The organism is Halalkalibaculum sp. DA3122 (assembly GCF_043951865.1).
In the GTDB taxonomy this organism is placed as follows: Bacteria; Bacteroidota; Rhodothermia; order Balneolales; family Balneolaceae; genus JAMQKA01.
This window is the reverse complement of record NZ_JBINJF010000010.1, coordinates 1-24,840: the sequence shown is the minus strand read 5'-3', so window position 1 is coordinate 24,840 and position 24,840 is coordinate 1. Positions and strand designations below refer to the sequence as shown.

22 protein-coding genes are annotated in these 24,840 nt (G+C 51.1%); 6 read left to right on the top strand and 16 right to left on the bottom strand.

Translation table 11 applies throughout. The features are described 5' to 3' along the window. Positions 1-6: 6 nt before the first annotated feature. From trpA to trpE, 8 genes are all read right to left on the bottom strand, one after another. Positions 7-822, bottom strand: coding sequence for a tryptophan synthase subunit alpha (trpA, locus tag ACG2F4_RS08845; RefSeq protein ID WP_395259899.1), 816 nt, complete (start codon positions 820-822; stop codon positions 7-9). Between the two features lie 99 nt (positions 823-921). Further along, complete coding sequence (gene trpB / locus ACG2F4_RS08840) at positions 922-2,106, bottom strand: tryptophan synthase subunit beta (protein WP_395259896.1); 1,185 nt, start codon at positions 2,104-2,106, stop codon at positions 922-924. A 36-nt stretch (positions 2,107-2,142) separates the two neighbouring features. Further along, positions 2,143-2,817: a phosphoribosylanthranilate isomerase gene (locus tag ACG2F4_RS08835; RefSeq protein WP_395259893.1), complete on the bottom strand. Its 675-nt coding sequence runs from the start codon at positions 2,815-2,817 to the stop codon at positions 2,143-2,145. A 126-nt stretch (positions 2,818-2,943) separates the two neighbouring features. Beyond that, positions 2,944-3,768 carry an indole-3-glycerol phosphate synthase TrpC gene (trpC, locus tag ACG2F4_RS08830; protein WP_395259891.1) on the bottom strand — a complete coding sequence of 275 codons (825 nt, stop codon included), beginning with the start codon at positions 3,766-3,768 and terminating at the stop codon, positions 2,944-2,946. Positions 3,769-3,776: 8 nt separating this feature from the next. Continuing rightward, a complete protein-coding gene (trpD, locus tag ACG2F4_RS08825; protein ID WP_395259888.1) occupies positions 3,777-4,805 on the bottom strand; it encodes an anthranilate phosphoribosyltransferase in 1,029 nt (342 codons plus the stop codon). 92 nt (positions 4,806-4,897) lie between these two features. Beyond that, the gene (locus tag ACG2F4_RS08820; RefSeq protein WP_395259886.1) at positions 4,898-5,491 is read right to left on the bottom strand and encodes an anthranilate synthase component II; all 594 of its coding nucleotides are present in this window, start codon (positions 5,489-5,491) and stop codon (positions 4,898-4,900) included. Next, entirely contained in the window at positions 5,488-6,504 is a 1,017-nt protein-coding gene (trpS, locus tag ACG2F4_RS08815; protein WP_395259884.1) for a tryptophan--tRNA ligase, read from the bottom strand. The genes ACG2F4_RS08820 and trpS overlap by 4 nt, the downstream gene beginning before the upstream one ends. An 85-nt stretch (positions 6,505-6,589) precedes the next feature. Further along, complete coding sequence (gene trpE / locus ACG2F4_RS08810; protein ID WP_395259882.1) at positions 6,590-8,068, bottom strand: anthranilate synthase component I; 1,479 nt, start codon at positions 8,066-8,068, stop codon at positions 6,590-6,592. Between the two features lie 314 nt (positions 8,069-8,382). On the opposite strand from trpE, the gene ACG2F4_RS08805 reads away from it, so the two are divergent. From ACG2F4_RS08805 to ACG2F4_RS08795, 3 genes are read left to right on the top strand one after another with little or no spacing between them, the layout of a single operon-like run. Then, positions 8,383-9,942, top strand: coding sequence for a hypothetical protein (locus ACG2F4_RS08805; protein ID WP_395259879.1), 1,560 nt, complete (start codon positions 8,383-8,385; stop codon positions 9,940-9,942). A 2-nt stretch (positions 9,943-9,944) separates the two neighbouring features. Then, complete coding sequence (locus ACG2F4_RS08800; RefSeq protein ID WP_395259877.1) at positions 9,945-10,961, top strand: PorV/PorQ family protein; 1,017 nt, start codon at positions 9,945-9,947, stop codon at positions 10,959-10,961. After that, positions 10,958-11,890 (top strand): PorV/PorQ family protein, encoded by a 933-nt coding sequence (locus tag ACG2F4_RS08795; RefSeq protein ID WP_395259874.1) that lies wholly within the window; start codon positions 10,958-10,960, stop codon positions 11,888-11,890. Before ACG2F4_RS08800 ends, ACG2F4_RS08795 begins: the two co-directional genes overlap by 4 nt. A gap of 150 nt (positions 11,891-12,040) precedes the next feature. On the opposite strand, the gene pssA is transcribed toward ACG2F4_RS08795, so the two are convergent. The 8 genes from pssA to ACG2F4_RS08755 all read right to left on the bottom strand — a co-directional run bounded on the left by pssA (position 12,041) and on the right by ACG2F4_RS08755 (position 19,456). Beyond that, positions 12,041-12,844, bottom strand: coding sequence for a CDP-diacylglycerol--serine O-phosphatidyltransferase (gene pssA, locus ACG2F4_RS08790; protein ID WP_395259871.1), 804 nt, complete (start codon positions 12,842-12,844; stop codon positions 12,041-12,043). Between the two features lie 92 nt (positions 12,845-12,936). After that, the gene (locus tag ACG2F4_RS08785; protein ID WP_395259869.1) at positions 12,937-13,641 is read right to left on the bottom strand and encodes a phosphatidylserine decarboxylase family protein; all 705 of its coding nucleotides are present in this window, start codon (positions 13,639-13,641) and stop codon (positions 12,937-12,939) included. Positions 13,642-13,645: 4 nt separating this feature from the next. Beyond that, on the bottom strand, positions 13,646-14,983 hold the full coding sequence (rseP, locus tag ACG2F4_RS08780; protein WP_395259867.1) for an RIP metalloprotease RseP: 1,338 nt from the start codon (positions 14,981-14,983) through the stop codon (positions 13,646-13,648). A gap of 15 nt (positions 14,984-14,998) precedes the next feature. Continuing rightward, complete coding sequence (locus ACG2F4_RS08775; RefSeq protein ID WP_395259865.1) at positions 14,999-16,147, bottom strand: 1-deoxy-D-xylulose-5-phosphate reductoisomerase; 1,149 nt, start codon at positions 16,145-16,147, stop codon at positions 14,999-15,001. A 200-nt stretch (positions 16,148-16,347) separates the two neighbouring features. Next, positions 16,348-17,250 carry a histone deacetylase gene (locus tag ACG2F4_RS08770; RefSeq protein WP_395259863.1) on the bottom strand — a complete coding sequence of 301 codons (903 nt, stop codon included), beginning with the start codon at positions 17,248-17,250 and terminating at the stop codon, positions 16,348-16,350. Between the two features lie 18 nt (positions 17,251-17,268). Then, positions 17,269-18,033 carry a peptidoglycan editing factor PgeF gene (pgeF, locus tag ACG2F4_RS08765; protein ID WP_395259861.1) on the bottom strand — a complete coding sequence of 255 codons (765 nt, stop codon included), beginning with the start codon at positions 18,031-18,033 and terminating at the stop codon, positions 17,269-17,271. Beyond that, entirely contained in the window at positions 18,014-18,874 is an 861-nt protein-coding gene (gene aroE, locus ACG2F4_RS08760; protein ID WP_395259859.1) for a shikimate dehydrogenase, read from the bottom strand. The genes pgeF and aroE overlap by 20 nt, the downstream gene beginning before the upstream one ends. Positions 18,875-18,949: 75 nt before the next feature. Then, positions 18,950-19,456 carry an SRPBCC family protein gene (locus ACG2F4_RS08755; RefSeq protein ID WP_395259857.1) on the bottom strand — a complete coding sequence of 169 codons (507 nt, stop codon included), beginning with the start codon at positions 19,454-19,456 and terminating at the stop codon, positions 18,950-18,952. Between the two features lie 168 nt (positions 19,457-19,624). Here ACG2F4_RS08755 and ACG2F4_RS08750 point away from each other — a divergent pair, with 168 nt between their 5' ends. The 3 genes from ACG2F4_RS08750 to ACG2F4_RS08740 all read left to right on the top strand — a co-directional run bounded on the left by ACG2F4_RS08750 (position 19,625) and on the right by ACG2F4_RS08740 (position 24,606). Then, positions 19,625-20,980 (top strand): DUF1302 family protein, encoded by a 1,356-nt coding sequence (locus ACG2F4_RS08750; protein WP_395259855.1) that lies wholly within the window; start codon positions 19,625-19,627, stop codon positions 20,978-20,980. Positions 20,981-21,398: 418 nt separating this feature from the next. After that, the gene (locus ACG2F4_RS08745) at positions 21,399-23,732 is read left to right on the top strand and encodes a carboxypeptidase-like regulatory domain-containing protein (protein WP_395259853.1); all 2,334 of its coding nucleotides are present in this window, start codon (positions 21,399-21,401) and stop codon (positions 23,730-23,732) included. Positions 23,733-23,862: 130 nt separating this feature from the next. Then, complete coding sequence (locus ACG2F4_RS08740) at positions 23,863-24,606, top strand: hypothetical protein (protein WP_395259850.1); 744 nt, start codon at positions 23,863-23,865, stop codon at positions 24,604-24,606. Positions 24,607-24,840: the final 234 nt, after the last annotated feature.

The window sequence follows — 24,840 nt, the reverse complement described above, 5'->3', positions numbered from 1 at the left end:
TGATTATTACTGCTTACCATACTTCAACCTGTTAACAAAAGCAAACACCTTTTCCTTCCAGCCGTTTTCAGGGTAATGACGGCGTATGTTGTCGATGAGTGCACTGCCTACAATAAAACCCTGGGCTTTTGCCGCAATACGCTCAGCGTCTTCATGCGAGCGTATGCCAAAGCCGATCATTTTGGGATTTTTCACAATATTTTCGTTCACCCGATCAATAAACCGGGCTACCGATTTTGCAACCTCTTCCCCCTCGCGGGCCCCGGTTACGCCTGTCACTGACACACAGTACACAAATCCTTCCGACTTCTCATCGATTTTTCGCATCCGCTCGTCCGACGTATTGGGAGCTACCAGGTAGATCATCGAAAGACCGTGGCTTTTTGCCTCTTCGTCGATCAGCGCGGACTCCTCCGGGGGAATATCCGGGATGATGAGCCCGTCGACCCCAACGTCGGCAGCCTTCTCGCAGAAAGATTCCACTCCATAGCGCAACACGGGATTCATATATCCCATCAGGATGATCGGGATCCCGGACTCTTGCCGCACCTGCCTGACCATCTCGAATATCCTGTCCATCGTAATGCCATTTTTGATGGCTTCCTCACTGGAATACTGGATTGTCGGTCCGTCGGCCAGTGGATCACTGTACGGCATGCCGAGCTCGATCAGCTCGGCCCCGTTTTCTTCGAAACCGAGGATAAGGTCTACGGTCGACTCGAGGTCGGGGTAGCCGGCCGTCAGAAACAAGCTCATAATTTTGGAAGAATCGTGCTGGTCAAACAGCTTTTTGATACGATTTTGTCGGTCGGTTTCAATCATTATATATCATATTTGGTCATTTAAAATAAAGGGTACAGGAAAATGATCGGGATAACTACAGCTGGGCATGGGCAAATCAGGGCACTCCGCTCCAATGTGCTAAAGATGTTTGGAGATGGTAGTCATATCTTTGTCCCCGCGGCCAGAACAGTTGAGGACCAGGATCTCACCCCCTGAAGTTTCCGGCATCAATTGGTCAAGGTATGCCACCGCGTGTGCTGTTTCAAGGGCCGGGATGATGCCTTCGGTAACGGAAAGCAGCTTTACGCCCTCCATTGCCTGTTCATCGGTAATCGCCCGGTAGGTGACGCGGCCCGACTCGAACAGGTGGGCATGTTCAGGGCCGATGCCGGGATAGTCCAGGCCCGCACTAATGGAGTGGGCCAGCTGAACCTGCCCTTCCCTGTCATGGAGTAGCAGGCTCCTCGATCCGTGCAAAATTCCCTCAGTACCGATGGTGATCGTGGCGGCCGTCTGGTCGGTATCAGCTCCCAGGCCGGCGGCTTCAACACCGTACATCTTGACAGACTCTTCATCCACAAAGGGCGCAAACAACCCGATGGCATTTGACCCGCCGCCGACACAGGCCACGAGGTAGTCCGGACTCCTGCCTTCGGCCTCCATGATCTGCTCCTTTGTTTCCTCACCGATGACACGCTGGAAACTGCGCACCATTTTGGGATAGGGATGAGGTCCCACGGCGGAACCGATGACATAAAACGTGTCATCCACATTGGTTACCCAGTCTCGGATCGCCTCGTTCGTGGCATCCTTCAGCGTTTGAGAGCCGCTGGTCACTTCCCGGACCTCGGTTCCAAGAAGCCGCATACGATCGACATTAAGCTTCTGGCGCTCAATGTCTTCAGCCCCCATATACACAATGCATTTTACCCCAAACTTTGCACAGGCGGTAGCGGTGGCCACTCCATGTTGACCCGCACCGGTTTCGGCAATAATGCGGTCTTTCCCCATCCGCCGGGCCAGCAGTACCTGTCCCAGCGCATTGTTTATTTTATGAGCGCCGGTATGGCAGAGATCCTCCCGTTTCAGGTAGATTCGAGCCTTGCCATAGTGCTCCGTCAGGCGGTTGGCATAGGTCAGTTCAGTCGGGCGCCCGACATACTCTTTAAGCAGCGATCGAAATTCCCGCTGGAAAGCGGCATCGCTCCACGCATCATCAAACGAGGCTTCCAGCTCTTCAATGGCCGGAATCAAAATTTCAGGGACAAATTTCCCCCCGAACTTCCCGTAATACCCTTCTTTTGTCGGCAAATCGTATTTCATAGATCTTGTCATTTGATCAATTTGGATTTTAAATTCCTACAGGTCTCCTGTCTCCTGAAGGTTCCATATGTCGCGCATCTCATCCATAAACGCTTCAATTTTGTCATACTCTTTTTTACCCGGCTTGCTCTCCAGGCTGCTGGAAAGATCCACGGCATAGGGATCGGCAACTTTGCAAGCCCGGCGAACATTCTGAACATCCAGTCCACCGGAGAGAAAAAACGGAATTCCGTCAGCCACATCCCTGATGATATTCCAGTCAAATGTTTGGCCGGTACCGCCCCAAAGCCCGTCTACCTTGGTGTCAAACAGCAGGTAATCCACTTGTGACCGGTACGGCTCCACCTTCCGGTGAATACTTTTGGCCGAATCCGAACTGCTTACATGGATCGCCTTGACCACAGATTTTTCGATCAGTCCACAGTATTCCGGCGACTCATTGCCGTGCAGCTGTACCAGATCTATCCCGGTTTGGGTCGCAATCATGTTCACATCATCCAGCGGCTGGTTCACAAATACCCCCACACATTCGGGACCTTCAATCCAGTTGATGATGGCGCCCGCTTCTCCCGGTTCGATATAACGCGGACTCTCCTCATAGAACACAAATCCCATATAGTGAGCCAACGCCCCGGAAGTAAACCGTGCATCCTGCAGGTTCGTGAGTCCGCATATTTTTACTTTTGTTCGTTGTGAACGATCAGCAAACATCTGTTTTCTAACTAATTAGGAAATCTTTTCAGGATTCTTTGCAAAGCGGCGTTTCGCCCGGTCCTGGTGTGGCCGTGTATTCAACTTAATTCATTTTTAAGTGACCTTTTCCCGTGCGCAGATATCTCATTTGTCAAAGTTTTCTTCCTTTTCTGCTTTTAATATTTTGGCTCCTTCGATCAGCTGCCTAACCGCTTCCCCGGGATCCGGCTGACGCATAAAATATTCCCCTATAAGGGCAGCGTGGATATCTTGTTCCTGCAGCAGCCTGATGTCTTCGGGAGAACTGAGTCCACTTTCCGATACTCGCACCGTTCCATCCTCAGCTTTCTGAAGAAGCCCGATACCGCGGTGCAGGTCTACCTCAAACGTGCGCAGGTCCCGGTTATTGGCGCCCAGAATATCGACCTGGGTTAAGTCAATGACATCCAGGTCCTCCTCCGAGTAAACCTCCACCAGGGCGTCAATTTCAAAATCACGCGCCGCCGCCAGCAACTCCGACAATTGATTCCCTTCTGTTATGGCAGCAATCAACAGCACGGCATCCGCCCCATAGGCGCGGGCTTCCTTGACCTGGTATGGATCGATAATAAAATCTTTTCGCAACAAAGGGATTTCAACCGTTTTAGAAGCGGTTTCAAGATACTCAAGGTGTCCCTGGAAAGCGGGTTCATCGGTCAATACCGAAAGGGCTGCCGCCCCGCCCCGCTGGTATTGGCCTGCGATACGCGCTGGGTCAAAATCCCTGCGGATCAGTCCCTTCGAGGGCGATGCCTTTTTTATTTCCGCGATAATTGAAACTGTTTCACTCCCGGCAAGTGCTTCCGCAAAATCTCGCCGATTCCGCTCAAAACACTCCATACTCTCCAGGTCTCTGAGTGAGACCTGCTTCCGGCGTTTCTTGAGATCGATCGCCGTTTGTTCAACAATCTGTTCTAAAATAGTGGCCATAACTGGATTTACGCGATGTCGTTACTAGCTTCGATATATCGTTCCAGCGCTTTTTGGGCTGCTCCGGATCGGAGGCTTTCTTCGGCCAGCTCCCTGGCTTCATCCAGGTGTTTGACTTTGCCGCTTGCATGGATGGCGAACGCGGCATTAAGCTTCGTAATGTTTGTCTGGGCCGGCGCGGCTTTATTCTTCATAATATTTTGCATAATCGCGGCATTGGTCCGTGCATCCCCTCCCATCAGCTCCTCCATGTCAACCCAGTCAAAATCCAGGGATCGCGGGTCAAAGGTAATCGCATCTGACACAAATTGATCCTTGAGTTCATATATTTCAGACTGGCTCGTCAGGCTTATCTCATCCAGCCCGTCGTGGGCATTCACCGTGTAGGCAAAACGGGTATCGAGGTTTGCAAGGATGTGCGCTATCGTGCGGGCCGTTTCCTTGTTAAAGGCCCCGATCATCTGCCGGCGGGTTCCCGCGGGATTCAGCAGCGGCCCCAGGATATTGAAAAACGTCCGTATTGCCAGACCCTTGCGGGCAGGCATCACGTGCTTCATGGCGGGATGGAAATTGGGGGCAAACATAAAAACCAGGCCCGTTTCGTTAAAGACCTCTTCCACTCCCTCCTTTTTCAGGTCAATAACCGCCCCCAGCTCCTCCAGGACATCGGCACTGCCGCTTTTGCTGGAGACACTACGGTTCCCGTGTTTCAGGACGGGCACTCCGGCGCCGGCAACAACAAACATCGCGGCCGTCGAGATATTGAATGTTCCCGCCTGGTCGCCGCCGGTTCCGCAAAGATCTACTGCCCCCTCAACATCTACCTCCGGCTTGATCGCCGCATCCCGCATAACGCGGACAAACGCCGTAAGCTCCGATATGGTTTCTCCCTTGGCCCGCATTCCATACAGAAACGCGGCCGTCTGGGGATCGTTGACTTCCCCCTCTATAATCGACTGCAGGGCCGAGGTGGCTTCATCATCTGTGAGATCCTTCCCATCGAGCAGTTTTTCAAGTATATCAGTAAATTTTTCCATGCCTTTTGCTACAAAAAGTTAATAAATAACTGCGAAACTTCGTGTTCAATTATATAAGCAGCCAATATAGGTCCTTCCGATATCCTGCTTAATTATACCTTTTTTGTAATATTTGTGACTCCAACACTGTCCAGCCAGTTGGCCACGAGCCGGGGGCCTGCGTCGGTCAGGATACTTTCCGGGTGAAACTGGATTCCCTCAACAGGGAACTGGCGATGACGCACCCCCATGACAACGTCATCTTCACTTCGGGCTGTTACTTCCAGTGCTCCCGGTATTTGATGCGGATCAAGGACCAGCGAATGGTAGCGGGTAGCCGTAAATCCATCAGCGATGCCGTTGAATATGGTTTTGCCATCATGGTGGATCTGCGACGTTTTCCCGTGCATCAGTTTCGGTGCGTGTACCACTTTTCCTCCAAACACCTCTCCTATCGCCTGGTGCCCAAGACAAACGCCCAGTACTGGTATCCGAGCGCCAAGGGCCTCGATCACCGGTTCCGTGATACCGGCCTCGCCGGGCCGGCCCGGTCCGGGGGAGATAAGGATTCCGGCGGGAGCCATTTCGCGGACTTCTTCTACTGTCATCTCATCGTTGCGCACCACCCGGTAGGCATCGGTATGGCCCGCCACAATGTGAACCAGGTTATAAGTGAAGGAATCGTAGTTGTCGATAATTAAAATCATTTGGCTTCTTCCAAAATATTAAAGTTTCGGACAATACCGGTTACCTCCCGTACAGGTTCCATCACGCTTTCGGCACGCTCGCGTGCCTTCCTGCCTCCCTCGCGCATTACGTCGGTCACATAATCCATATTCTTCGCCAGGTTCCTGCGCTTTTCGCGGACTTCCCCGAAATATTCATTAATCATTCCCAGCAGCTCTTTTTTGGCGTGCCCGTATCCATACCCGCCGGCCCGGTACTTTTCCGCGATCTCGTTCTGCTTCTCCTCTTCGGCAAAAAGCTTGATCAGCGCAAATACGTTGCAGGAATCCGGATCTTTGGGATCATCCAGCGGGGTGGAATCGGTTTTAATCGACATCACTTTCTTTTTCAACGTTTTTCCCTCATCAAAAATACCGATCGTATTTCCATACGACTTGCTCATCTTCTGCCCGTCAAGGCCGGGGACCACAGCCACCGATTCCACGATATGCTCTTCCGGCAGCTTCAGGTATTCTCCATCATAATGGTGATTGAATTTACCCGCCAGGTCGCGACAGATCTCAATATTCTGCTTTTGATCCTGCCCCACCGGTACCAGGTCGGAATGGTATATGAGGATGTCCGCGGCCTGCAGAATCGGATAGGTAAACAACCCGATATTGGGATTCAGTCCCTGGGCTACTTTGTCTTTATAGGCAACGCCTTTCTCCATCAGGCTGACCGGGCAAAAGGTGCCTAATATCCACGCCAGCTCGGTTACCTGCGGCACGTCGCTCTGCGCAAAAAATGTGCACTTTTCGGGATCCAGTCCCAGCGCCAGGTAATCCAGTGTTATATCGTAGGTATTTTGACGAATCTCCTCCCCGTCGTTGATCGAGGTCAGGGAGTGATAGTTGGCGATAAAATAGAACGCATCGCCCTTTTCCTGCATCTGGATGTGCTGGCGGATAGCGCCGAAATAATTACCCAAATGCAGTTTGCCCGAAGGGGTTATACCGGATAATATAGTCTTTGGTTTAGCTTCTTGCTCCATTAGTTATTACTGAGTTTTCAATATAATTCCGTGTTCGTATTGCGTATTTCGTACTGCGTATTATATCGAGGCGATACGTAATACGCTAAGTGATATCCAACGCCACACTCAATGCCTGGACAAGTGCCCCGGCTTTATCCTTCGTTTCGAAATACTCGTTCTCCGGATCGCTGTCGGCCACAATGCCGGCTCCCGCCTGAATATACACTTTGTTCCGGGAGACTACCATTGTTCTTATGGTGATGCAGGTGTCCATGTTGCCCGAAAAGTCGAAATAACCCACCGCCCCGGCGTAGGGGCCGCGCTTGGTGGGCTCCAGCTCATCGATGATCTCCATTGCACGAATTTTGGGAGCTCCGCTGACCGTACCCGCCGGGAAGCATTGCATCAGGGCATCCACGGCGGTCTGGCCCTCCGCGAGTTCGCCGCGGACATCCGACACGATATGCATGACATGGGAATAGCGCTCGATCACCTGGTTGCGTACCGGCTTTACCGTCCCGGACTTGCAAACGCGGGACAGGTCATTCCGCCCCAGGTCAACAAGCATCACGTGTTCGGCGATCTCTTTCGGATCGTTCTTGAGCTCTTCTTCCAGGGCCTGGTCCTCTTCCGGGGTGTCGCCCCGGGGTCGGGTTCCCGCAATCGGCAGCAGTTCTGCGGTGCCGTCCTGTACCCGCACCAGCACCTCGGGGGATGAGCCAACCAGCGCAAAATCGTTGAAATCCAGGTAAAAAAGATATGGCGAGGGATTGACCATCCGAAGCGCGCGGTAGAGCATAAAACGGTCGCCCTCAAAATCGGTATCGAACCGCTGGGAAAGTACCACCTGGAAGATATCCCCCTCATAGATATACTCTTTTGCCGTCTCCACAATCTGCTCGAACTTCGACTTCTCCATATTGCTTTTGAGCCGTTCCGGGTAAATATCAAACGGTTCGGCAGGGCTAACCGGTTTCGTCACCAGGTTTTCCAGCTGGTCAAGGCGCTGCTGTGCACTGTTGTAAAGGGTTTCAAGGTTGAGCTCATCTACGGCCTCGTCCGAGTCAACAAAAACAGTCTTAATGATAATAATCTGCTGCTTTACGTGATCGAAGGCAAAGATTTCATCATAAAAAGCCCATATCGCCTCCGGCAGATCGATATCATCTTCCGGTTGATCGGGCAGGTGTTCCACGTCGCGCACCGTATCGTAGGAAGAAAATCCCACGGCACCGCCGGTGAGCCGCGGCAAGCCGGATAATTTCGGCTCACTGTATTCGGTGGTAAGATCCCTGAGTGCTTCAAAATAGGAGCAATCGAGTTTTTTCCACGCTTGCTCTCCTTTCCGGAGCGTCACCCGGCCGCCACTGTAATGCAGAATTTGATAAGGATTCCGACCCAAAAAAGAATAGCGGGCAAGTTGTTCACCACCTTCTACCGATTCCAGCAGAAAGGGATATTCAGTCTCTTTCCGGATCTTCAAAAAAAGTGAAACCGGTGTTAACACATCAGCCATGAGGCGACGATACACCGGGATTGCGTTATACTCCCCGGCCAGCGATTTAAATTGGTCGTATTTCATTCATTTCCTTTTTTGTTATCGACATCATGAAACCGGTACACAGCCGACAACGATTAACAAGTCACGACAATAAAAAAACCCACTTCCTTTTGAGGAACAGTGGGTTCTGCTACTAAAATCTAAAGGTCAGTTCATACCTTACCCACTGCCTGGCGGATACTCCAAACAGGCCACCACCAATTGCGGGTAATATGAACATCGTGTTTCTGCATTTCGCCTCGAAGATAACGGGGGGATTCGCTAAAATCAACTGCTTTGTTATCCTGACCAATAAACAATATTATAGATCAACTTGAGCAATCCAACAAGGAGTAATGAAAAAACCCACTTTTGCGCTTACGAGCCTTGTTACCACTTTGATCCTGCTGCTTCCTCCCGCCACGCGAGGCCAGGTTGTCGGGCCGGTACCCTCTCCATTCCGATCAATTGAGCAAAACAGCGTCTCCATTATGGAATCATATGGAGACACGCTGTGGATCGGGCCGGGATTAAATCGCAATATCGGCAATCAGGAACACTGGTTCCTGCCCGAAGGGGCTGACAGCGTTACGGCGGGACGCGGGCGTGTCTATTCACTGGCGCTGGCTCCTGATACTGTTCTTGCGGGATTGGGATTTAACCTGCAGCAGGCGGACGGGACGGTGCAAACCGGTGTTGGCTATCATCTTTCCACCGATGGTGGCGATCACTGGTCGTTTTGGCCTCTGCCGCTCGACTCAGAAGCTGACACCACCCTGATCTATGGCGGTCATTCCTACCGGATGCTCCCGATCATCGTGCCGCAGCAGTCTCCCCCCTTTGAAATTGATTTTTCCGGAAATACGGCCGTTACGGCCAACTGGGCCTCCGGTATCCTCCGGAGTCGCGATTTTGGACAGCACTGGGAACGCCTGGTTCTCCCCCCACAGTCGGCCGACCAGCTTGTGCCCTCGGAGCGTTATACTTTTTCCACCGCCGATGGCTCAAACCGCTACGACCCGCGATCGGATCAAAACCTGCTGGGTTTTTCGGTGTTGATTGACAGTGATCGAAATGTCTGGGCCGGCACGGCGGGAGGGATCAACATCTCATCGGACGCACTTTCGGCTCCCCAAGACAGCGTCCGATGGAGCCATATCCAGGTTGATGGGAGCCGTTTGCTGGGAAACTGGATTATCGAAATAGAACAGCAACCCTCCACGGGCGATATCTGGCTGACCAACTGGATTTCCGGCGTTACCGAAAATGAACAATACGGTGTGGTACGGACCGGAGATGGCGGAAAAACATTTGAGCCGGTACCGTTTCTGACGGGTAAGCGGATCAATGATCTTGGCTTTATGCAAAATCGTGTATTTGCTGCAGGTGACGAGGGACTGTACATAAGCTCCGACAAGGGGGATAGCTGGAGAGAGGTTGAACAGATCCAAAGTGCTGACTCATTTATCAAGGCCTCTGCCCGCTATTACAGTGTGGCTGTCACAGAGCAACGGGTGTGGATTGGCACCTCCGACGGACTCGCTTCTACCCCGGACGGCGGAAAGACCTGGGAAATTACCAGGGTCAACTTCCCTCTGGCGGGTGGCAACCAGTATCAAAACAGCGATCCAGAGACCGATTCCTTTGCCTATCCCAACCCGTTTTCCCACTCCCGGCAGGAGATCGTCCGTATAAAATTTCGCGTTGAACGGCAGGGAGAGGTCAAGATCAGACTCTTTGATTTTGGAATGAACCTGATTCGCGAACTGGAAAACCGCTCGTTTGCAGCCGGCACGTATGAGGCCGTGTGGAACGGACGCGACAAAAATGACGAACGTGTTGCCAACGGCCCCATTTTCTACCTGGTGGAGTCGCCGGGAAATACAGCCCGAGGAAAAATATTAGTACTGGATTGATCATGAAGTATAAAAAAGCACACAATCGCTGTGGTCCCGGCACATCCTGTTGCTGGTTGCCGGTACTTGTTTTCGGCTTTATTGTTATTCCTTCCTGTCTTTGGGCACAGGCCGGCGGGCTGGCCGGTTCCTTTTCACGGCTGGGATTTGGTCCCCGGGGGATGTCGATGGGCAACGCCATGAGCAGCACCCCTGGAGATGGCTTCTACAGCTACTACAATCCCGCGCATGCTGCCCGTAACATCAACGGCCGCCAGCTCGATGTTTCAACCTCCCTGATGAAATTTGACCGTACGCTTCACCAGCTTAACGGGGCCCTGCCACTGCCTCCCAAAGCGGGAATTTCCTTCTCAATCCTGAATGCCGGCGTGGACAATATCGATGGTCGTACCAGGAGTGGATACCATACACAGATGCTTTCAACGAATGAGTACCAGTTCGCCTCCGCCTTTGGGATCCGGCTTACTCCCCGATGGAATTTGGGCGTCGGCATCAAGTTGTACCTTGCAGACTTTCACGCCGCACTCCAAAACGTCACCAGTTTTGGGTTTGACCTTGGAACGCTATACAAGGTATCCCCCACGCTGACGCTGGGACTGGTTATTCAGGATCTGCTTGCAGAATATCCCTGGAATACCGGTACGCTGTATGGCGATAGCTCAAGCGGTACAAATGTTGACGAATTCCCAACACAGCTGCGGATCGGGGCTTCGTATCAGCTTTTCCAAAACCTGCTGGTAGCCCTCGATCCCGGGTTATTACTGGAACCGTCCCCCGGTTCTGACCCGATATTTCAGCTGCGGGCCGGGGGACGCTACCGTATCCACGAACAGGTATCGCTGCGAGCGGGATGGCAGGTTGGTAATCTTCGCTCGATCGCAACCAGCAACAATTTCAGTGCCGGGTTTTCCGTGCATCTGCCTTTTGATCTTTTGGCACCTTCTGTAGATTACGCCTTTGTACCCGAGCCCAATTACGTCTCTACCATGCACATATTCGGATTGCAGCTGAATCTATGAAATTACGTTTCATTCTTCTTACCGCACTGTTACTGCCGGGGGCTGAATCCCTCAGAGCGCAGTCAAACGGACTCGATTTCCTGAATATCGGTCCAAATACCCGCTCGCTGTCCCTGGGAGAAGCAGTCACAGCCTTCCCCATGGGTGGTTCTTCAATCTATACGAATCCCGCAAACCTCGCGCTCGATACCACTTCCACGCTCACTGCCGATTACACGCTGTGGATTGCGGATCTTTACAACAGTCACATTGCGGTCAACCTGAAGCAAAATAACAATCAATCCCTGGCTTTCGGGTTACTCAACAGCCGCTCGGATAATTTTGAGGCCCGATCGGTGCCGGGACCCTCGGAGGGATCGTTTTCAGTGCACTATCTTTCGCTATCGGGGGGGTATGCCAAAGCTTTCAACAATATATCCATAGGGGCGGCTGCCCATTTTATCCGGGAAGAATATTTTGTAAATCACGCCTCCGGCTACAGTTTTAACGTGGGCGTCTCAAGCTACTGGATGAATGGACGGCTGCGAGCCGGTGCTTCCCTCCTGAGTGTGGGGAAGATGAACAAGTTAAACAACCAAGCCACCGATCTGCCCTCCAATATCCGGGCCGGAATCGTTGCCCGACTTTTCCGATTTCTTCCGCCGAAAAATCCCACACTGCCGGTTTGGGTTACCTTATATGGGGATTATATATCTTTCTTGGAACATCAGCCCGGAGCGGCAGCGAATCACTTTTTCAACGTGGGAATCTCTTTCGAGGTGGCGGAACTGATCGAGGTACGCGGGGGCTACAAGACGGGGCAGACCGACCGTCCCCTGGCCATGGGAATAGGCCTTAAAACGCAGGCACTGAGCTTCAACTACAGCCTGATCCCTTTTGAAACGGGGTTCGGAACGGCTCATTCTATAGGCATTGAATATTATTTTTAACTTTTAAACCATCGGTGCACTGTTAATAATCAGCCACTGCAATAAGTATTGCAGGTTGAAGGTTGAAGGTTGAAGGTTGCAGGTTGCAGGTTACAAATTACCTTCAACCTTCAACCTTCAACTTTTAACTTTCAACCTGTAACCGATACTCTAGATCTCCTCCCCAAAAGCCTCGTGCCAAAAAGTGATGCCTCCCACAATAATACCTTTGATAATAAACGCCGAAAATACAATCATCAGCCCGATCTCCTGGAACAGTACAATCACAATTCCATAGAACAGAAACAGAAAGATACGCCCTTTATACTTTCGGATCGAGGCTTTGTCAAAGCTCGGCATTTTGTCAAATGGAATAGTGCTGACCATCAGGAATGAGAGCAACACGATTACCGGGATCAGGACGGTGTTAATTCCACTCTTAAAATCGGCAAAAAGGTCAGGCCGGTCATAAAACGTCAGGTAAAACGAGGCCAGTATAAGCGCCTGCGCCGGGGTGGGCAATCCTTTAAAAAAGTCGGTTCGTCCCTCTTGGGCATCCACATTAAAACGGGCCAGGCGCACCGCTCCGCACAACGGAGGCAACGCACTCAGGATAATTCCAACAAACGGCAGCTCGTTGAGGCCGAAATGGTATAACAGAAATCCCGGCGCCACTCCAAAAGAGACGACATCGCTGATTGAATCGAGCTCGATTCCAAACTGGCTGGTGGCGTTCGACAGCCGGGCCATAAAGCCATCCAGCGCATCAAAAAGTCCCGCAAAAACGATCAGCCAGGCCCCGAAATAGAGGCTTCCTTCCGAGATACTGATAATCGACAGGAATCCACAAAACAGGTTCATCAAAGTGAAAAAGCTGGGAACTGCAATACGGGGTATCGGCTTTCGTTCCCGTTTGTGTTTATTCTTCCGCCGCTGTTTGCGATAACGTTTCCATTTTTGGATAGGGTATTTCATAGATCAGGATTACGAGCTCCAACGATCAGATTCACGGCACAAATATATTGAGGCAACCATGCACTGAATCTGCTTGCTGATATTGGTTTCACTTAACGGTTAGAAATTTCTGTTGTCTCTGCACTGTCCATTCCGGATTTTACCGGGGCGTCACCCACTCGCCCCAAGACTGTTTCTCCCGCCACCGTTCGGTCGCCTTGCTGCACCAGAAGGGTGGTTTCAGGCGGTACCAGTATATCCATTCTGGAGCCGAACTTCATCATGCCGAACCGTTTTCCTGCCTGGAGCTGATCCCCTTCTTTAACATTGTACACGATACGCCGGGCCAGAAAACCCGTAATCTGTCGATAAAAAACTTTTGCTCCGGAGGCATGGCGGACCCCGAAGTCCGCCCGCTCATTGAGTTCAGAGGCCTGGTGATCCCACGCCATTAGGTATTCCCCGGGATGATATTTGAGGTACTCCAGGGTGCCGGAGATCGGGTTCCTGTTTACATGCACATCCACAACTGAAAGAAAAATACTGATCTGCGTGGCCTTTCCTTTGATGTAAGTGTTTTCCTCCACCTCTTCCACCAGTAGAACTTTACCATCTGCGGGGGCCAGCACCAGGTTTTCATCACCGGGGACAATACGATCGGGATCACGAAAAAAATTAAGAATGAGTGCCACAAGTCCGAACATCAGCCCGTAGGCGAGGTAAGTAGTCCAATGATCGAGATATGATACCGCCACGCTCACTATTACGGCGAAAACGACGACAATAAAAATTGTGGGATACCCTTCTCTGGCCAGCATGCTCCTACCCAAATTGTCTAATTATATCATTGAACGTAACAAAAATGAACAACGCGATGATCAAAATGAAGCCGATCTGCTGCAATGCCATCCGTACCTTGGCCGAAGGTTCACGCCGGGTAATGCCCTCGTATATCAGGAACATCAGGTGACCGCCGTCCAGCACGGGAATCGGCAGGATATTCATGATGGCCAGTGTTACACTGAGGAACGCGGTAATCTGCCAGAATCCCAGTGCACCGCCGGAATCGGTAGCCTGTTTTGTCACGTTTGCAATAGCAACCGGCCCGCCCAGGTTTTCCCGCACAGAGATGGAACCTGAAAACATCTTGCTGAACCCCTGTATGATACCGTTCAGGGTTTCTCCCGTCCGGTCAAAGCCGTTTTTAATGGAACCGACCAGCCCGTATGTCAGGTGTTCAACCTGGAATATGTCGGTTCCCGATGGAGCGCTGATCCCGATGATATCCTGCTCATTGGGAGTCACGGATAATTCGATCTTCTCCCCATCCCGCAGAACTCTCAGCTGCAGCGGGCCCTCAGCCGATTGAATATGCTGGACGAGCTGCAGCCAGTAGTCCACCGGTTGCCCGTTGACACTGACAATCCGGTCTCCCGCCATTAGGCCTGCAGTATCGGCCGGACTTCCCTCCTGAACCTGGTTTACCTGGCTTGGAAGCGCCAGCATTGGTGTCAAGAATCCCTCCTTGTTGATCCGGTCCAGCAGGCTGTCGGGCACGGGCACAACTGTTTCGCTCCCGTTTCGGAGGACGCTATACTCCAGGTTTTCTTCCAGGAGCTGGCCGGGGGCCACCAGTTCCTGGAAATATTTGACTCTCTGGCCGTTAACTCCCACTATTTTGTCTCCCGTTTGAAACCCCGCCTGCGCTATCACCGATTCTTCCGGGACGTAAATGCCATCAATACTATCAAGCAAAATGTTGGATTCACCATACGAAAAAGCGATACCTGCATAAATCATGACGGCCAACACCATGTTGAAGATCACCCCGGCAGTAATTACAATCATACGCTGCCATACCGGTTTGCTGCGATATTCCCACGGTTTCGGTTCTTCATTTACATGGTCGGTATCCATGCTCTCGTCGATCATTCCCGAAATCTTTACATAGCCTCCCAGGGGAGTCGCACCGATACAGTAGTCGGTTTCGCCTTTTTGTATTCCCCAAATTCGGGGAGGAAACCCCAGTGAAAAACGCTCTACCCGCATACCGAAAAGTTTGGCTGCCAGGAAGTGTCCCAGCTCGTGGAAGAAAACCAGAATCAACAGGGCAAGAGCAAATATGCCAAGTGTAGATAGTAAATCAATAACCCATTCCATGAAGTGTGCCTGTATTTAGATCTTTGATGCCAAATTCCTAGTCGTTTTATCAATTTCCGTCAATGCAGCTACTGATATTGTAATGTCCGACTCTAACGTTTTTAAAGCAGTTTCAATTATTTTTGGAATCTGAATATAAGGAATTTCCTTATCCAGAAAGCGTTGAACAGCTATTTCATTAGCCGCGTTCAGAATCGCCGGTGCTGCCCCTCCCTGCTCAAGCGCCTGTAGTGCAAGCCGTATGCAGGGGAATCGATCGTAATCGACCGGCTCAAAAGTGAGTTCGAACGCCTTTTCCCAGTTTAATCGCGGAACTTCGAGTGGGAGCCGATCCGGGTATGTCAAGGCGTAAAGGATGGGAACTTTCATGTTCGGCGGCCCCAGCTGCGCCTTGCTAGAACCGTCCACAAACGTAATAATCGAGTGAATAACACTCTGTGGGTGAACAACCGCCTCAATTTTATTCAGCGGCAGATCAAACAGCCAGTGGGCCTCGATGATCTCAAGTCCTTTATTCATCATCGTGGCAGAATCGATAGTGATTTTTGAACCCATTGCCCAGTTGGGGTGGTTAAGGGCATCATCCACCGTTATATTTTCCATCTCCTGTCGGCTCCATGTCCGAAAAGGGCCGCCACTGGCTGTAATCAACAGCTTTTCTATCTGTTCACGGGGTTCCCCCACCAGGCACTGGAGCATGGCACTGTGTTCGGAGTCTACCGGTATAAGCTGGTCAGACTTCCCATTTAGCAGGTCGGTGATCAGCTTTCCGCCAACCACCAGAGACTCTTTGTTGGCCAGGGCCACTTTTTTACCCGCTTTCAGCGCGCTAACCGTTGGCCTGAATCCGACGAACCCGACCAGACTGTTTAATACAATATCGGCCTCATCCAGGGCTGCCACCTCTTCCAGTTTATCATTACCGTAGAGGATCTTCGTCTCTCCGTGTTGAACAGCCCCTTCGAGATCACTTCGGAAACTTTCATCACACAGCAGGGCTACAGCCGGACGAAACTCGTTAACCTGTTGAGCCAGGGTCTGCCAGTTGCTGTTACAGGTCAGCGCCACAAGCCGATATTGTTCGGAGTGTTCCCGAACAATATCGAGGGCCTGCATTCCGATGGACCCGGTGGATCCCAGTATTACCAGTGATTTTTGTTCCACGATAAAATTAGCTGGTTAAAAAGCGTTGGAAGATAGAGAAAATGAGCCGGAAATTAGAATGAATTTAATAATTCATCCCTTGCCACGGCATATTCATATATTATGTCGATAGAACAGTATCGAAATATGCCTGACGATTATTATCCGGCATCGCTGAGTTTTACAGAGGCCTGCCCAATAGGCTGGCCACTCATTTGCATTTAACCGGTTTCATACTCCTTCGCTGCCCTGAACATCACGGCGTGCGCCTCCACCGTCTCTTTTAGTGTCGGCGCGTACCCACCGGAGAGCGTCAAAACCAGCGGAATGTCGCGATCCGCCGCCGTCTTTATGACCCTTCGGTCGCGCTCTTCAAGACCTTTCAGCGAGAGCGACAGCCTTCCAAAATGATCGGTTTCAAGGGGATCAATGCCTCCCAGGTAGAATATCAGATCCGGCTCAAAACGCTGAAATATTGTATCCAGTGCATCGCCCAGCTGTTGAAGATAGACCTTGTCACCCGTTTTATCCGGCAATCCGATGTCCAGTGTGGAAGGCGGCTTCAGAAACGGGTAGTTCTTTGCCCCATGTATTGAGAACGTAAACACATCCGGATTGTTACCAAAGATGGAAGCGGTGCCGTTGCCCTGGTGCACGTCACAGTCCAACACCAGAATTTTGCGCGCCCACATGCTTTGCTGTAAGACCTTTATCGCCACGGCGATATCATTGAACACGCAGAAGCCCTCTCCGTGTCCCGGCATGGCGTGGTGCGTCCCGCCCGCCAGGTTGCCGGCCAGTCCATCCTGCAGTGCCATCAACGCGGCATTGATTGTGCCCTGAACAGCCAGGCGGGACCGCCGTGCCAATCCTTCCGACCAGGGCAGCCCCAGCCGCCGCATAGCTTTCTTGTCGATATTTCCCGCCATAATACCCTCTGCGTATTCCTCATCATGGACGGTCAGCAGGTTGGTCATGTCCACCAAACCCGGTTCCACAATTTCGTACTCACCTATGATATTTCGTTCAGTCACAAAGCGGTACAGCCCCTCGAATTTTCCCATCGGAAAGATATGATCATCGGGGATCGGGGCGTTGTAACCAGGAGAATAGCTGACTCTCATGCACGCCTGCTCTTCAAATTAGTCCGAAAGTTGGATAATTGCCATCATGCGCCCGGTGTGCCCGTTCTCCCGGCGGTGAGAATAGAAAAGCTTGGCATCGCCGACGGTGCATCTCTGATCAGCCTGGATGTGAGATCGGTCAAGTCCCTGCCCTACCAGTTGGCTTTGCAGAAAAGCCCTGAGATCAACATGAGGTTTCTCAAAAGAAGAGCGGTCTACGAACCGGGCGGGGAACTGTTCGGCCACCTCTTCCCCCACCTCAAAATGCTCCTGGCAGATGCAGGGGCCTATCCACGCCCTGATGTCAGAAGGGGTGCAGCCCTGTTCCCGCATCACCTGTAATCCATTCGGCAATATATCTCCCGCCGCCCCGCGCCAGCCCGCATGAAGCGCCGCCACAACATTCATCACCGGGTCTGCCAGTAATACGGCCGCGCAGTCCGCTACCTGTATACCAAGGGCCAGCCCGGGAATCCGCGTCACCAGTCCATCGGTTTCGGGAAAAACGCCACCGCTGTTTACAACCCTCACCCGCGTTCCATGCACCTGTTCTGCAAAGGCCGTCCAGTCTGGCTCCTGGCCAAGGGCTTTAAAAAGCAGATCCCGGTTGGCAACCACCTGTTCCCGGCTGGCATCTGTATTAAAACCGAGGTTCAGCCCCGGCACGTCGGCCGAACTGTTTACAAGCTCGGCATTCTTCTGCGTAAACCAGGCATTAATTCCTGTTTCATCATTTAGAATGGAAGGTTCGACAAGCTTCAGGTTATTCGTATAAATACTCATTGAGCTTTTCTTTTATGATTTCTGTCGGGAACGGTTTGCCGGTCCAAATCTTGAAAGATTCACTACCTTGATGGATCAGCATATCGAGACCACCGATTGTAGTGGCCCCTGCCTGTTCGGCCTGCTGCAGAAACCGGGTTTTATTGGGTTTATAAACGATATCATAACAGATTTTACCTGACAGAAATTCTCTCTCGCTGTCTCGTACGGGCGACGCGTCGATGTTCGGTTCCATTCCAAGCGGCGTGGTATTGACGATCAAGCTCGCCTCATCGCTGTAAGCCGACCATTCCCCGTAGCCGACCACCCTCACTCCGGAATACTGTGCAAAAGCGCTGTTGCGGGCGGGACTGCGCGAAACCAGTATAAGCTCCTCGACCCCGGTTTTCACCAGCGCAGCTACAATCGCTTTTGAAGCTCCCCCGGTTCCAAAAATGACCGCCCTTGTACCGGCCAGCTCATCCTCCATCGGCTCAAGGGGTTTCAGAAAGCCGTAAAGATCGGTATTGGTAGCAACCAGCCGGTAATCTCGTTTAAAGATGGTATTAATAGCGCCGATATCCCTTGCCAGCGGTTCCACTTCATCTACATAGTCCATGAACATCTCTTTGTAGGGAACGGTAATATTCGTCCCGTGAAACCGGTTGCTGTTAAAATGGGCTGCAATGCCGTTAAATTCGGAAGGATCCAGGTCGACAGCAAAATATCGCAGGTCCATGCCGTAGTGATCTGCAGCGGTATTATGCATCAGCGGAGAAAGACTTTGCGAGACAGGGTGCCCGAGCAGCAGCAAATGAGGCTGGTTGGAATTGGTCGAGTTTTTAAATTCGGAAAATCTCAAACTTTTCGTGGTTTCTTTAAACAAAAAATGCGTGCCGTAAAGCACGCATTTTTTTATAATATGTCAAGGCTTACCTTAGACTGTAACCTCGTCCTCCTCAGCTTCAGCCTCCTCCTCTTCGGCTTCAATTTCTGCCAAAGTCGCATCGGCTTTTTCTTTATACTTGTTACTTTCGGCTTCTGATTTAAAACGATCCAGGTCTTTTTTCAACTGGGCCGGAAGAGCTTGAATAAATGCAGCCAAGTCCTCTTCAGGCTCACCATAGAAGGTCCGATAATCCAGGCTGAAGTCAACACGAGTACGCTCTCCGTTGTCAAGCGGAGTAAACCGAATAGTACCGGTTTGATTCAAATTGCCGTTGATGGTTATCCAGGCAAACCGCGTATTGCGAAGATTGTCAATAATATTGGTTGTCCATTGAAACTCTTCGCCACCTATTTGAGTTGCAAATTCAAACGTTTGAGAGTTAACTTTATTAACTTTATCTATTCGTTCTAACAGGTGAGGAAAGTAGAGCGGATCGCTTAGATATTCATAAACTTTGGCTAGAGGTAAATCTACTTCAATTCTTTCGTGCGCCATAGTAATTCTTTCTTCGAAATTGAAAGGTTAGCATTTGAATGATGACTAATTAAGTCACTTCGTAGGAAGCACCCACAATGCAATAAATTTAAGCATTTTTTGCTTCATCAGCAATTTATTTACGATTTGAACCCCTGAAAAATACTTAAAAAAATCAACCCCCTATTCGTGAAGCTTTATCCCCGTTTATTTACCGTTCTGTTCAGTTTTGGCATTTTCTATTTATTTGGTTTCTCTTCAGAAAGTTATGCTCAAACCAAATTCACCGGATTTATCCGCAACTACAATGCTGTGCAAACGGTGCCCGACCATAATATCCTGGTGGGACGTAACCGGTTCAGGCTTAACTTGCGTCATTCGCTTTCTGCCGGACAGATTGTGGTCTCCAACGATGTTCAGAATTATTATCATCGATCTGTCGACTCATTATCATACCGCTTACGGGAGGCCTATGTTGAACTCTTTTTCAAAAAAAGCGATCTGCGCCTGGGGCGACAGATCATAGCGTGGGGCCGTACGGATGGGGCGTTTGTTACCGACCTGGTATCACCGGCAGATTTGTCGGAATTTTTAACGCGTAGTTTTTCCGATATCCGCACAGGAGTAGATGCTTTGACATACTACAGGTATTTTGGCAGTGACTACCTGCAGCTGGTCGTCAATCCGGTGTTTAGTCCCAATAAGACTCCTGAACCGGGAGACCGGTGGTTCCCGAGAACCTTTTTCGATGGAGATCTGCCCGTTCAATTTCAACAATTTCGCCGAGAGCCCGCCCTAAAAAACGCTCAGGCGGCCGGCAGGCTGGCGATGCGCTCCAACCTGCACTATGATCTCGACCTGGGAATTCTCTACTGGCATTATCCCAATCCCGGGTACTACAAAACGTTCCAGGCGGAGCCCGGTACTCACGGAAATCTGCATCTTCAGGAACATTTTACGCAAAGCCTGGTTTTTTTCTATTCCGGCGTCGTGCAGCTGGGCAATCGATTATTATTTAAATCCGAATCCTCGTTCTATACGCACCGCTCGTTCGATTACCTTCCTGAGGACCTGCAGGAAATCAATTATGAAAATCCAAGTCCCGGCGAACAATTACGCCTGAAAGAGGCGTTCAGCCGCAATGATGACGGATTCCTGGCAGACCAACCCTGGCTGATCGGCATGGCGGGCCTGGAATATGAGACCGGGGGATGGACCATCGGCACGCAGGTTATCAGTGAGTTTATCTTTGGTCATGACGATGAGCTTTTGCAAAAGCAACACTACCGCTACGCCACCCTGCTGCTGCAGCGCAGTTTTATGAGAGATAAGCTGGAGTTCCGGGGTTTCGGTCGCTATAATATCGACGGGCGGGATTTCTGGGTCAACCCGGAAATAACCTATTCCGGAATTGACAGCTTCGAAGCCTCCCTTGGCACTCATCTCTTCGGCGGACCTGAACCAGAGCCTTTTTACGGGCATCTTTCTTTTGAAAACTATTCTTCAAACAGCTTCGGGTACCTTCAGGTTACGGCCTATTTCTAGCCCGCATTTCTCACAAGTATTTTGGATAAATTCCTATAACTTTATGGGTTACAATAACTTATACCATTTTTACTGCCAAATCAGCATTACAGTCTGTAATAGGCTGCGAAATTGGCCTTTCAGCTGCGTTGAGGACAAATTTCTTGGTAAAAAATCCCGGGCTAGTGTATTCATTGGCTGATTAGGGTAACAGGTATTTGTGGAATACGGATATTTTTCGGCTTTATACCCGATATTCCAACCGGGACAGGTGTTGAAGCCGTTGATTTTTGGGATGATAATTCTTTAATATTTAATGATCATAAACCATGACTCAATCTCTGTCAATTCTACGTTTTTTGCCGGCACGTGCTATCTCCTGATCTTGGTCAACTGAAATATACCGAAGACCTGCTTTTAAACTCCAACATCATATAACGTGAGCGATAAACTGATACTCCGGCAGGCTCCCCTTTTCCCAGGTATATCCCTGTTTTCCATCCGTTTTGAACCAGCAAAAAATATCGTGGTTCGGATACTTCTTGCCGTGGTATTTTTTATGCTTGCCCTTGGCAGCGCCACAGCGCAGACCGCTTCCGTACGGGGGCTGATCAACGACGCCCAGAGCGGACAACCGCTGGAGGGCGCAAATGTCGTCTTGCAACTGACAGACACCCGGCAGGTCAAAGGGCGGGCAACCGACGCCAACGGGTTTTACCAGATCAGCAATATAACACCCGGGAATTATGTCTTGCGTATTAGCTACGTAGGCTACATGCCGTACCAGGATACCCTCACCATTAAACGCGATCAAAATCTTACATTCAGCATCTCCCTGCGGCCAGACAGCGAACGGCTGGATGAACTGGTTGTGGCGTCCGGGGGGGCGGCCCGACTGGAAGGAGGACGACAGAAAGTATCAGCCACAGATCTGAGCAGAGTGCCCACTCCTGCCGGCGGAGGAGACCTGGCCAGCTACCTCCAGACGCTTCCGGGCGTGGTGACAGCCGGTGACCGGGGAGGACAACTCCATATCCGGGGCGGAACACCCTCCCAAAACATGGTGCTTGTAGACGGTACGATGATCTACCAGCCGTTCCACATCCTTGGATTTTTCTCCACTTTTCCGGAAGAGCTGGTCGCCTCGGCCGACTTTTATGCGGGTGGTTTCGGCCCCCGGTACACCAGCCGAATCTCGTCAGTCCTCGATATTGCGATGAAAGATGGTAACAGAAATGAAGCCGAAGGCACCGCTTCCGCAAGTCCTTTTCTCGGAGAAGTGGTAGTTGAGGGGCCCCTTTCAGAAGGGAAATCATCCTGGATCGGATCAGTTCGCCGTTCATTGATAGAGCAGACAAGCCCCTGGTGGCCGGGAGGTTCCCAGCCGCTGCATTTCGAAAGCCAGTATCTGAAAACGAGTTTCTTTGGCAACAACAATTCGCGGTGTTCTGTCACAGGTGTCCGAACCTATGACCGCGGCCGCCTTGACGAGCAGGAGAATGATGTCATCAGGTGGAAAAACCTGGTGGCCGGCGGACGCTGTGTGGCCCTTCCGGAAGGATCTGACCTGCTGTTCGATATCAACGCCGGACTTTCTTACGTATCCAGCGCAGCAGGTGGCAGCGAAAACCCGGAGCGAACTTCACGGGCCACAAGGGTAAACCTGGACGTAAACCTGAGTCGCTACTTTGATCAAATTCGGGTTGATTACGGCATGTTTTTTCGCACCACTACGTTCAATTACGAGATGAGTGAGCTATTCGGAGGACCTCAATCAGATTTCAACCACCTGGCCAGTTCCGGTGCCTATGCCAAGGCCACCATTCCCGTCGGCAGCCGGGTTATGATTCAACCGGGAAGTGCAGTCACCATTTATCGCAACTCATTTCCCGTCAGCATTGAACCCCGGCTTCGGCTCTCATGGCAGCCGCGGGGGCTTGAACGCGAAACATTGCATTTGGCAGGCGGAATATATCGGCAGCCGGTTACCGGCATCAGCGACAAGCGGGATGCGGGATCAGTTTTTAAAACATGGATGCCGGTCCCAACAGGAGGAGCTGAAATGGAAGCTTGGCATGGACTGCTGGGCTGGCAGCAATCGGTCCGGACGGGGTTAGAGTGGTCGATAGAAAGCTACTATAAGCGTTTGCAAAACCTGTCGGTGCCCACCCGAAATTCCACCACCCGCTTTACCACCGACCTTGTTCCCGCTGAAGGATATGTGCTGGGCGGCGATATTCGCCTGGAGTATCAGTCCGGCCTGTTTTACGGGTTACTTGGGTATGGTTACAGCTGGACTGAATATGAAACCCGGGCTGGAAACGTAAGCGACTGGGCGGGGGATTCCGACAGACGATTTCACCCACCCCACGACCAGCGGCACCAGGTCAACTTCCTGGCCAGCCTGGAACACGGAGGATATACCGTGGGACTACGCTGGCAACTGGGGACCGGTTTTCCCTTCATACAGCCACAAGGTTTTTTTGAAGCCCTCCCGTTTTCAGAACATCTGCCTATTACGCGGCAGGATCCCGGTACCCAGCGCGTGATCACCCAAAGGGGACGTTTGCCCGTCACCCACCGGATGGATATATCGGCGGAACGGAGCCTTGCGCTGTCCTCCGGCCGCCTGAATATTCAGGTGGGCGCCATCAATTTATATGACCAGGAAAACCTGTTTTACTATGATGTATACAACAACCGGGGCGTCGACCAGCTGTCGTTTACCCCCTACTTTTCAATAAAATACGAACCCGGCTCACTGGATTTTTGACCTGCATACAATGTTGCAATTGATGATCCAAAATAAAAAACGCCATCAACCTTTTAGTTTATACCCGTTTATTCTGGTTTTGGTATTTGCCACTTCAGGTTTCATGAGCTGCGACCCGGCCTTCAACCCAGTGAGCGATGACGATGAATATATTTTTGCGATTCAGGGATACCTGGATGCTTCTGCGGATACCCAGTGGGTTCGGGTGATGCCGATACGAAAGTCGGTCGATCTCAAACGGGATGCCCCTGCAACTGTTGTTCTCGAACATCCGGAAAGCGGCCAGTCTGCGGTTATGAAGGACTCGCTGTTTGAATTTGTATATACTCACGCGGTAAACTACTGGTCGACGATGAATATTAAAGCGGGAGAAACGTACCGGCTTACTGCAGAACGTTCAGATGGAGCCACCAGCAGTGCAACCGTGACGCTCCCGGAGGATTTTCCAACACCCGTAGTTCAGATGGGGCGTTCAGGATTCGACTATGTGTATATCAACGGGATAAAAAAGCTGGCTGACGTGCATACCCGCTTCCATACCGAATCGGGAAAAATCGTCGTCGTTCCTCACATCCGCGATACTGTAAGCCGCAGATCGGACGACTATGTGGTGGCTATAGACCCGGCAGAAGACCTGGCCGCTTTGGGTGAGCATAATACTGATGGCTACACCCGAAAAGAGATCTTTGTAGCGGCCGGTGGACCGAACTGGCCACCGATGGGATCAATTGATGAAGACCTGATCTCCATGCCTGAAGGCGTTTCAAACGTTACCAGCGGAGCGGGATATCTGGCCGGCATTGTTAGCAAGATCCTGCCTTACAGGTGCTGCTTCGACGAAAACGGGGACCACGCTCCCTGCCCTCTTGAGTAATTCCACTGCAATTTGGTAGATTTCTATGCCACTGTCCAATCGGTTGCATTACATCCCCCTCCCTGTTGAAAGCTTCAACATAACCTGGATTTTGCGGGGCTATACCAGGGCCAATATAGAACTAGACCTCTTCATACTAATAACGCGTTTAGGGGTTAGGATTTTAACAATTTTAAACTAAGAAAGGCCATGCAAACGCTTGATATTCAATATCTTAGGGATGTTAATTCTCAC

Excerpts from the sequence above, each read along its gene's own strand:
- trpA (WP_395259899.1), bottom strand. The coding sequence starts at position 822 with ATGATTGAAACCGACCGACAAAATCGTATCAAAAAGCTGTTTGACCAG.
- trpB (WP_395259896.1), bottom strand. The coding sequence starts at position 2,106 with ATGAAATACGATTTGCCGACAAAAGAAGGGTATTACGGGAAGTTCGGG.
- ACG2F4_RS08835 (WP_395259893.1), bottom strand. The coding sequence starts at position 2,817 with ATGTTTGCTGATCGTTCACAACGAACAAAAGTAAAAATATGCGGACTC.
- trpC (WP_395259891.1), bottom strand. The coding sequence starts at position 3,768 with ATGGCCACTATTTTAGAACAGATTGTTGAACAAACGGCGATCGATCTC.
- trpD (WP_395259888.1), bottom strand. The coding sequence starts at position 4,805 with ATGGAAAAATTTACTGATATACTTGAAAAACTGCTCGATGGGAAGGAT.
- ACG2F4_RS08820 (WP_395259886.1), bottom strand. The coding sequence starts at position 5,491 with ATGATTTTAATTATCGACAACTACGATTCCTTCACTTATAACCTGGTT.
- trpS (WP_395259884.1), bottom strand. The coding sequence starts at position 6,504 with ATGGAGCAAGAAGCTAAACCAAAGACTATATTATCCGGTATAACCCCT.
- trpE (WP_395259882.1), bottom strand. The coding sequence starts at position 8,068 with ATGAAATACGACCAATTTAAATCGCTGGCCGGGGAGTATAACGCAATC.
- ACG2F4_RS08805 (WP_395259879.1), top strand. The coding sequence starts at position 8,383 with ATGAAAAAACCCACTTTTGCGCTTACGAGCCTTGTTACCACTTTGATC.
- ACG2F4_RS08800 (WP_395259877.1), top strand. The coding sequence starts at position 9,945 with ATGAAGTATAAAAAAGCACACAATCGCTGTGGTCCCGGCACATCCTGT.
- ACG2F4_RS08795 (WP_395259874.1), top strand. The coding sequence starts at position 10,958 with ATGAAATTACGTTTCATTCTTCTTACCGCACTGTTACTGCCGGGGGCT.
- pssA (WP_395259871.1), bottom strand. The coding sequence starts at position 12,844 with ATGAAATACCCTATCCAAAAATGGAAACGTTATCGCAAACAGCGGCGG.
- ACG2F4_RS08785 (WP_395259869.1), bottom strand. The coding sequence starts at position 13,641 with ATGCTGGCCAGAGAAGGGTATCCCACAATTTTTATTGTCGTCGTTTTC.
- rseP (WP_395259867.1), bottom strand. The coding sequence starts at position 14,983 with ATGGAATGGGTTATTGATTTACTATCTACACTTGGCATATTTGCTCTT.
- ACG2F4_RS08770 (WP_395259863.1), bottom strand. The coding sequence starts at position 17,250 with ATGAGAGTCAGCTATTCTCCTGGTTACAACGCCCCGATCCCCGATGAT.
- pgeF (WP_395259861.1), bottom strand. The coding sequence starts at position 18,033 with ATGAGTATTTATACGAATAACCTGAAGCTTGTCGAACCTTCCATTCTA.
- ACG2F4_RS08755 (WP_395259857.1), bottom strand. The coding sequence starts at position 19,456 with ATGGCGCACGAAAGAATTGAAGTAGATTTACCTCTAGCCAAAGTTTAT.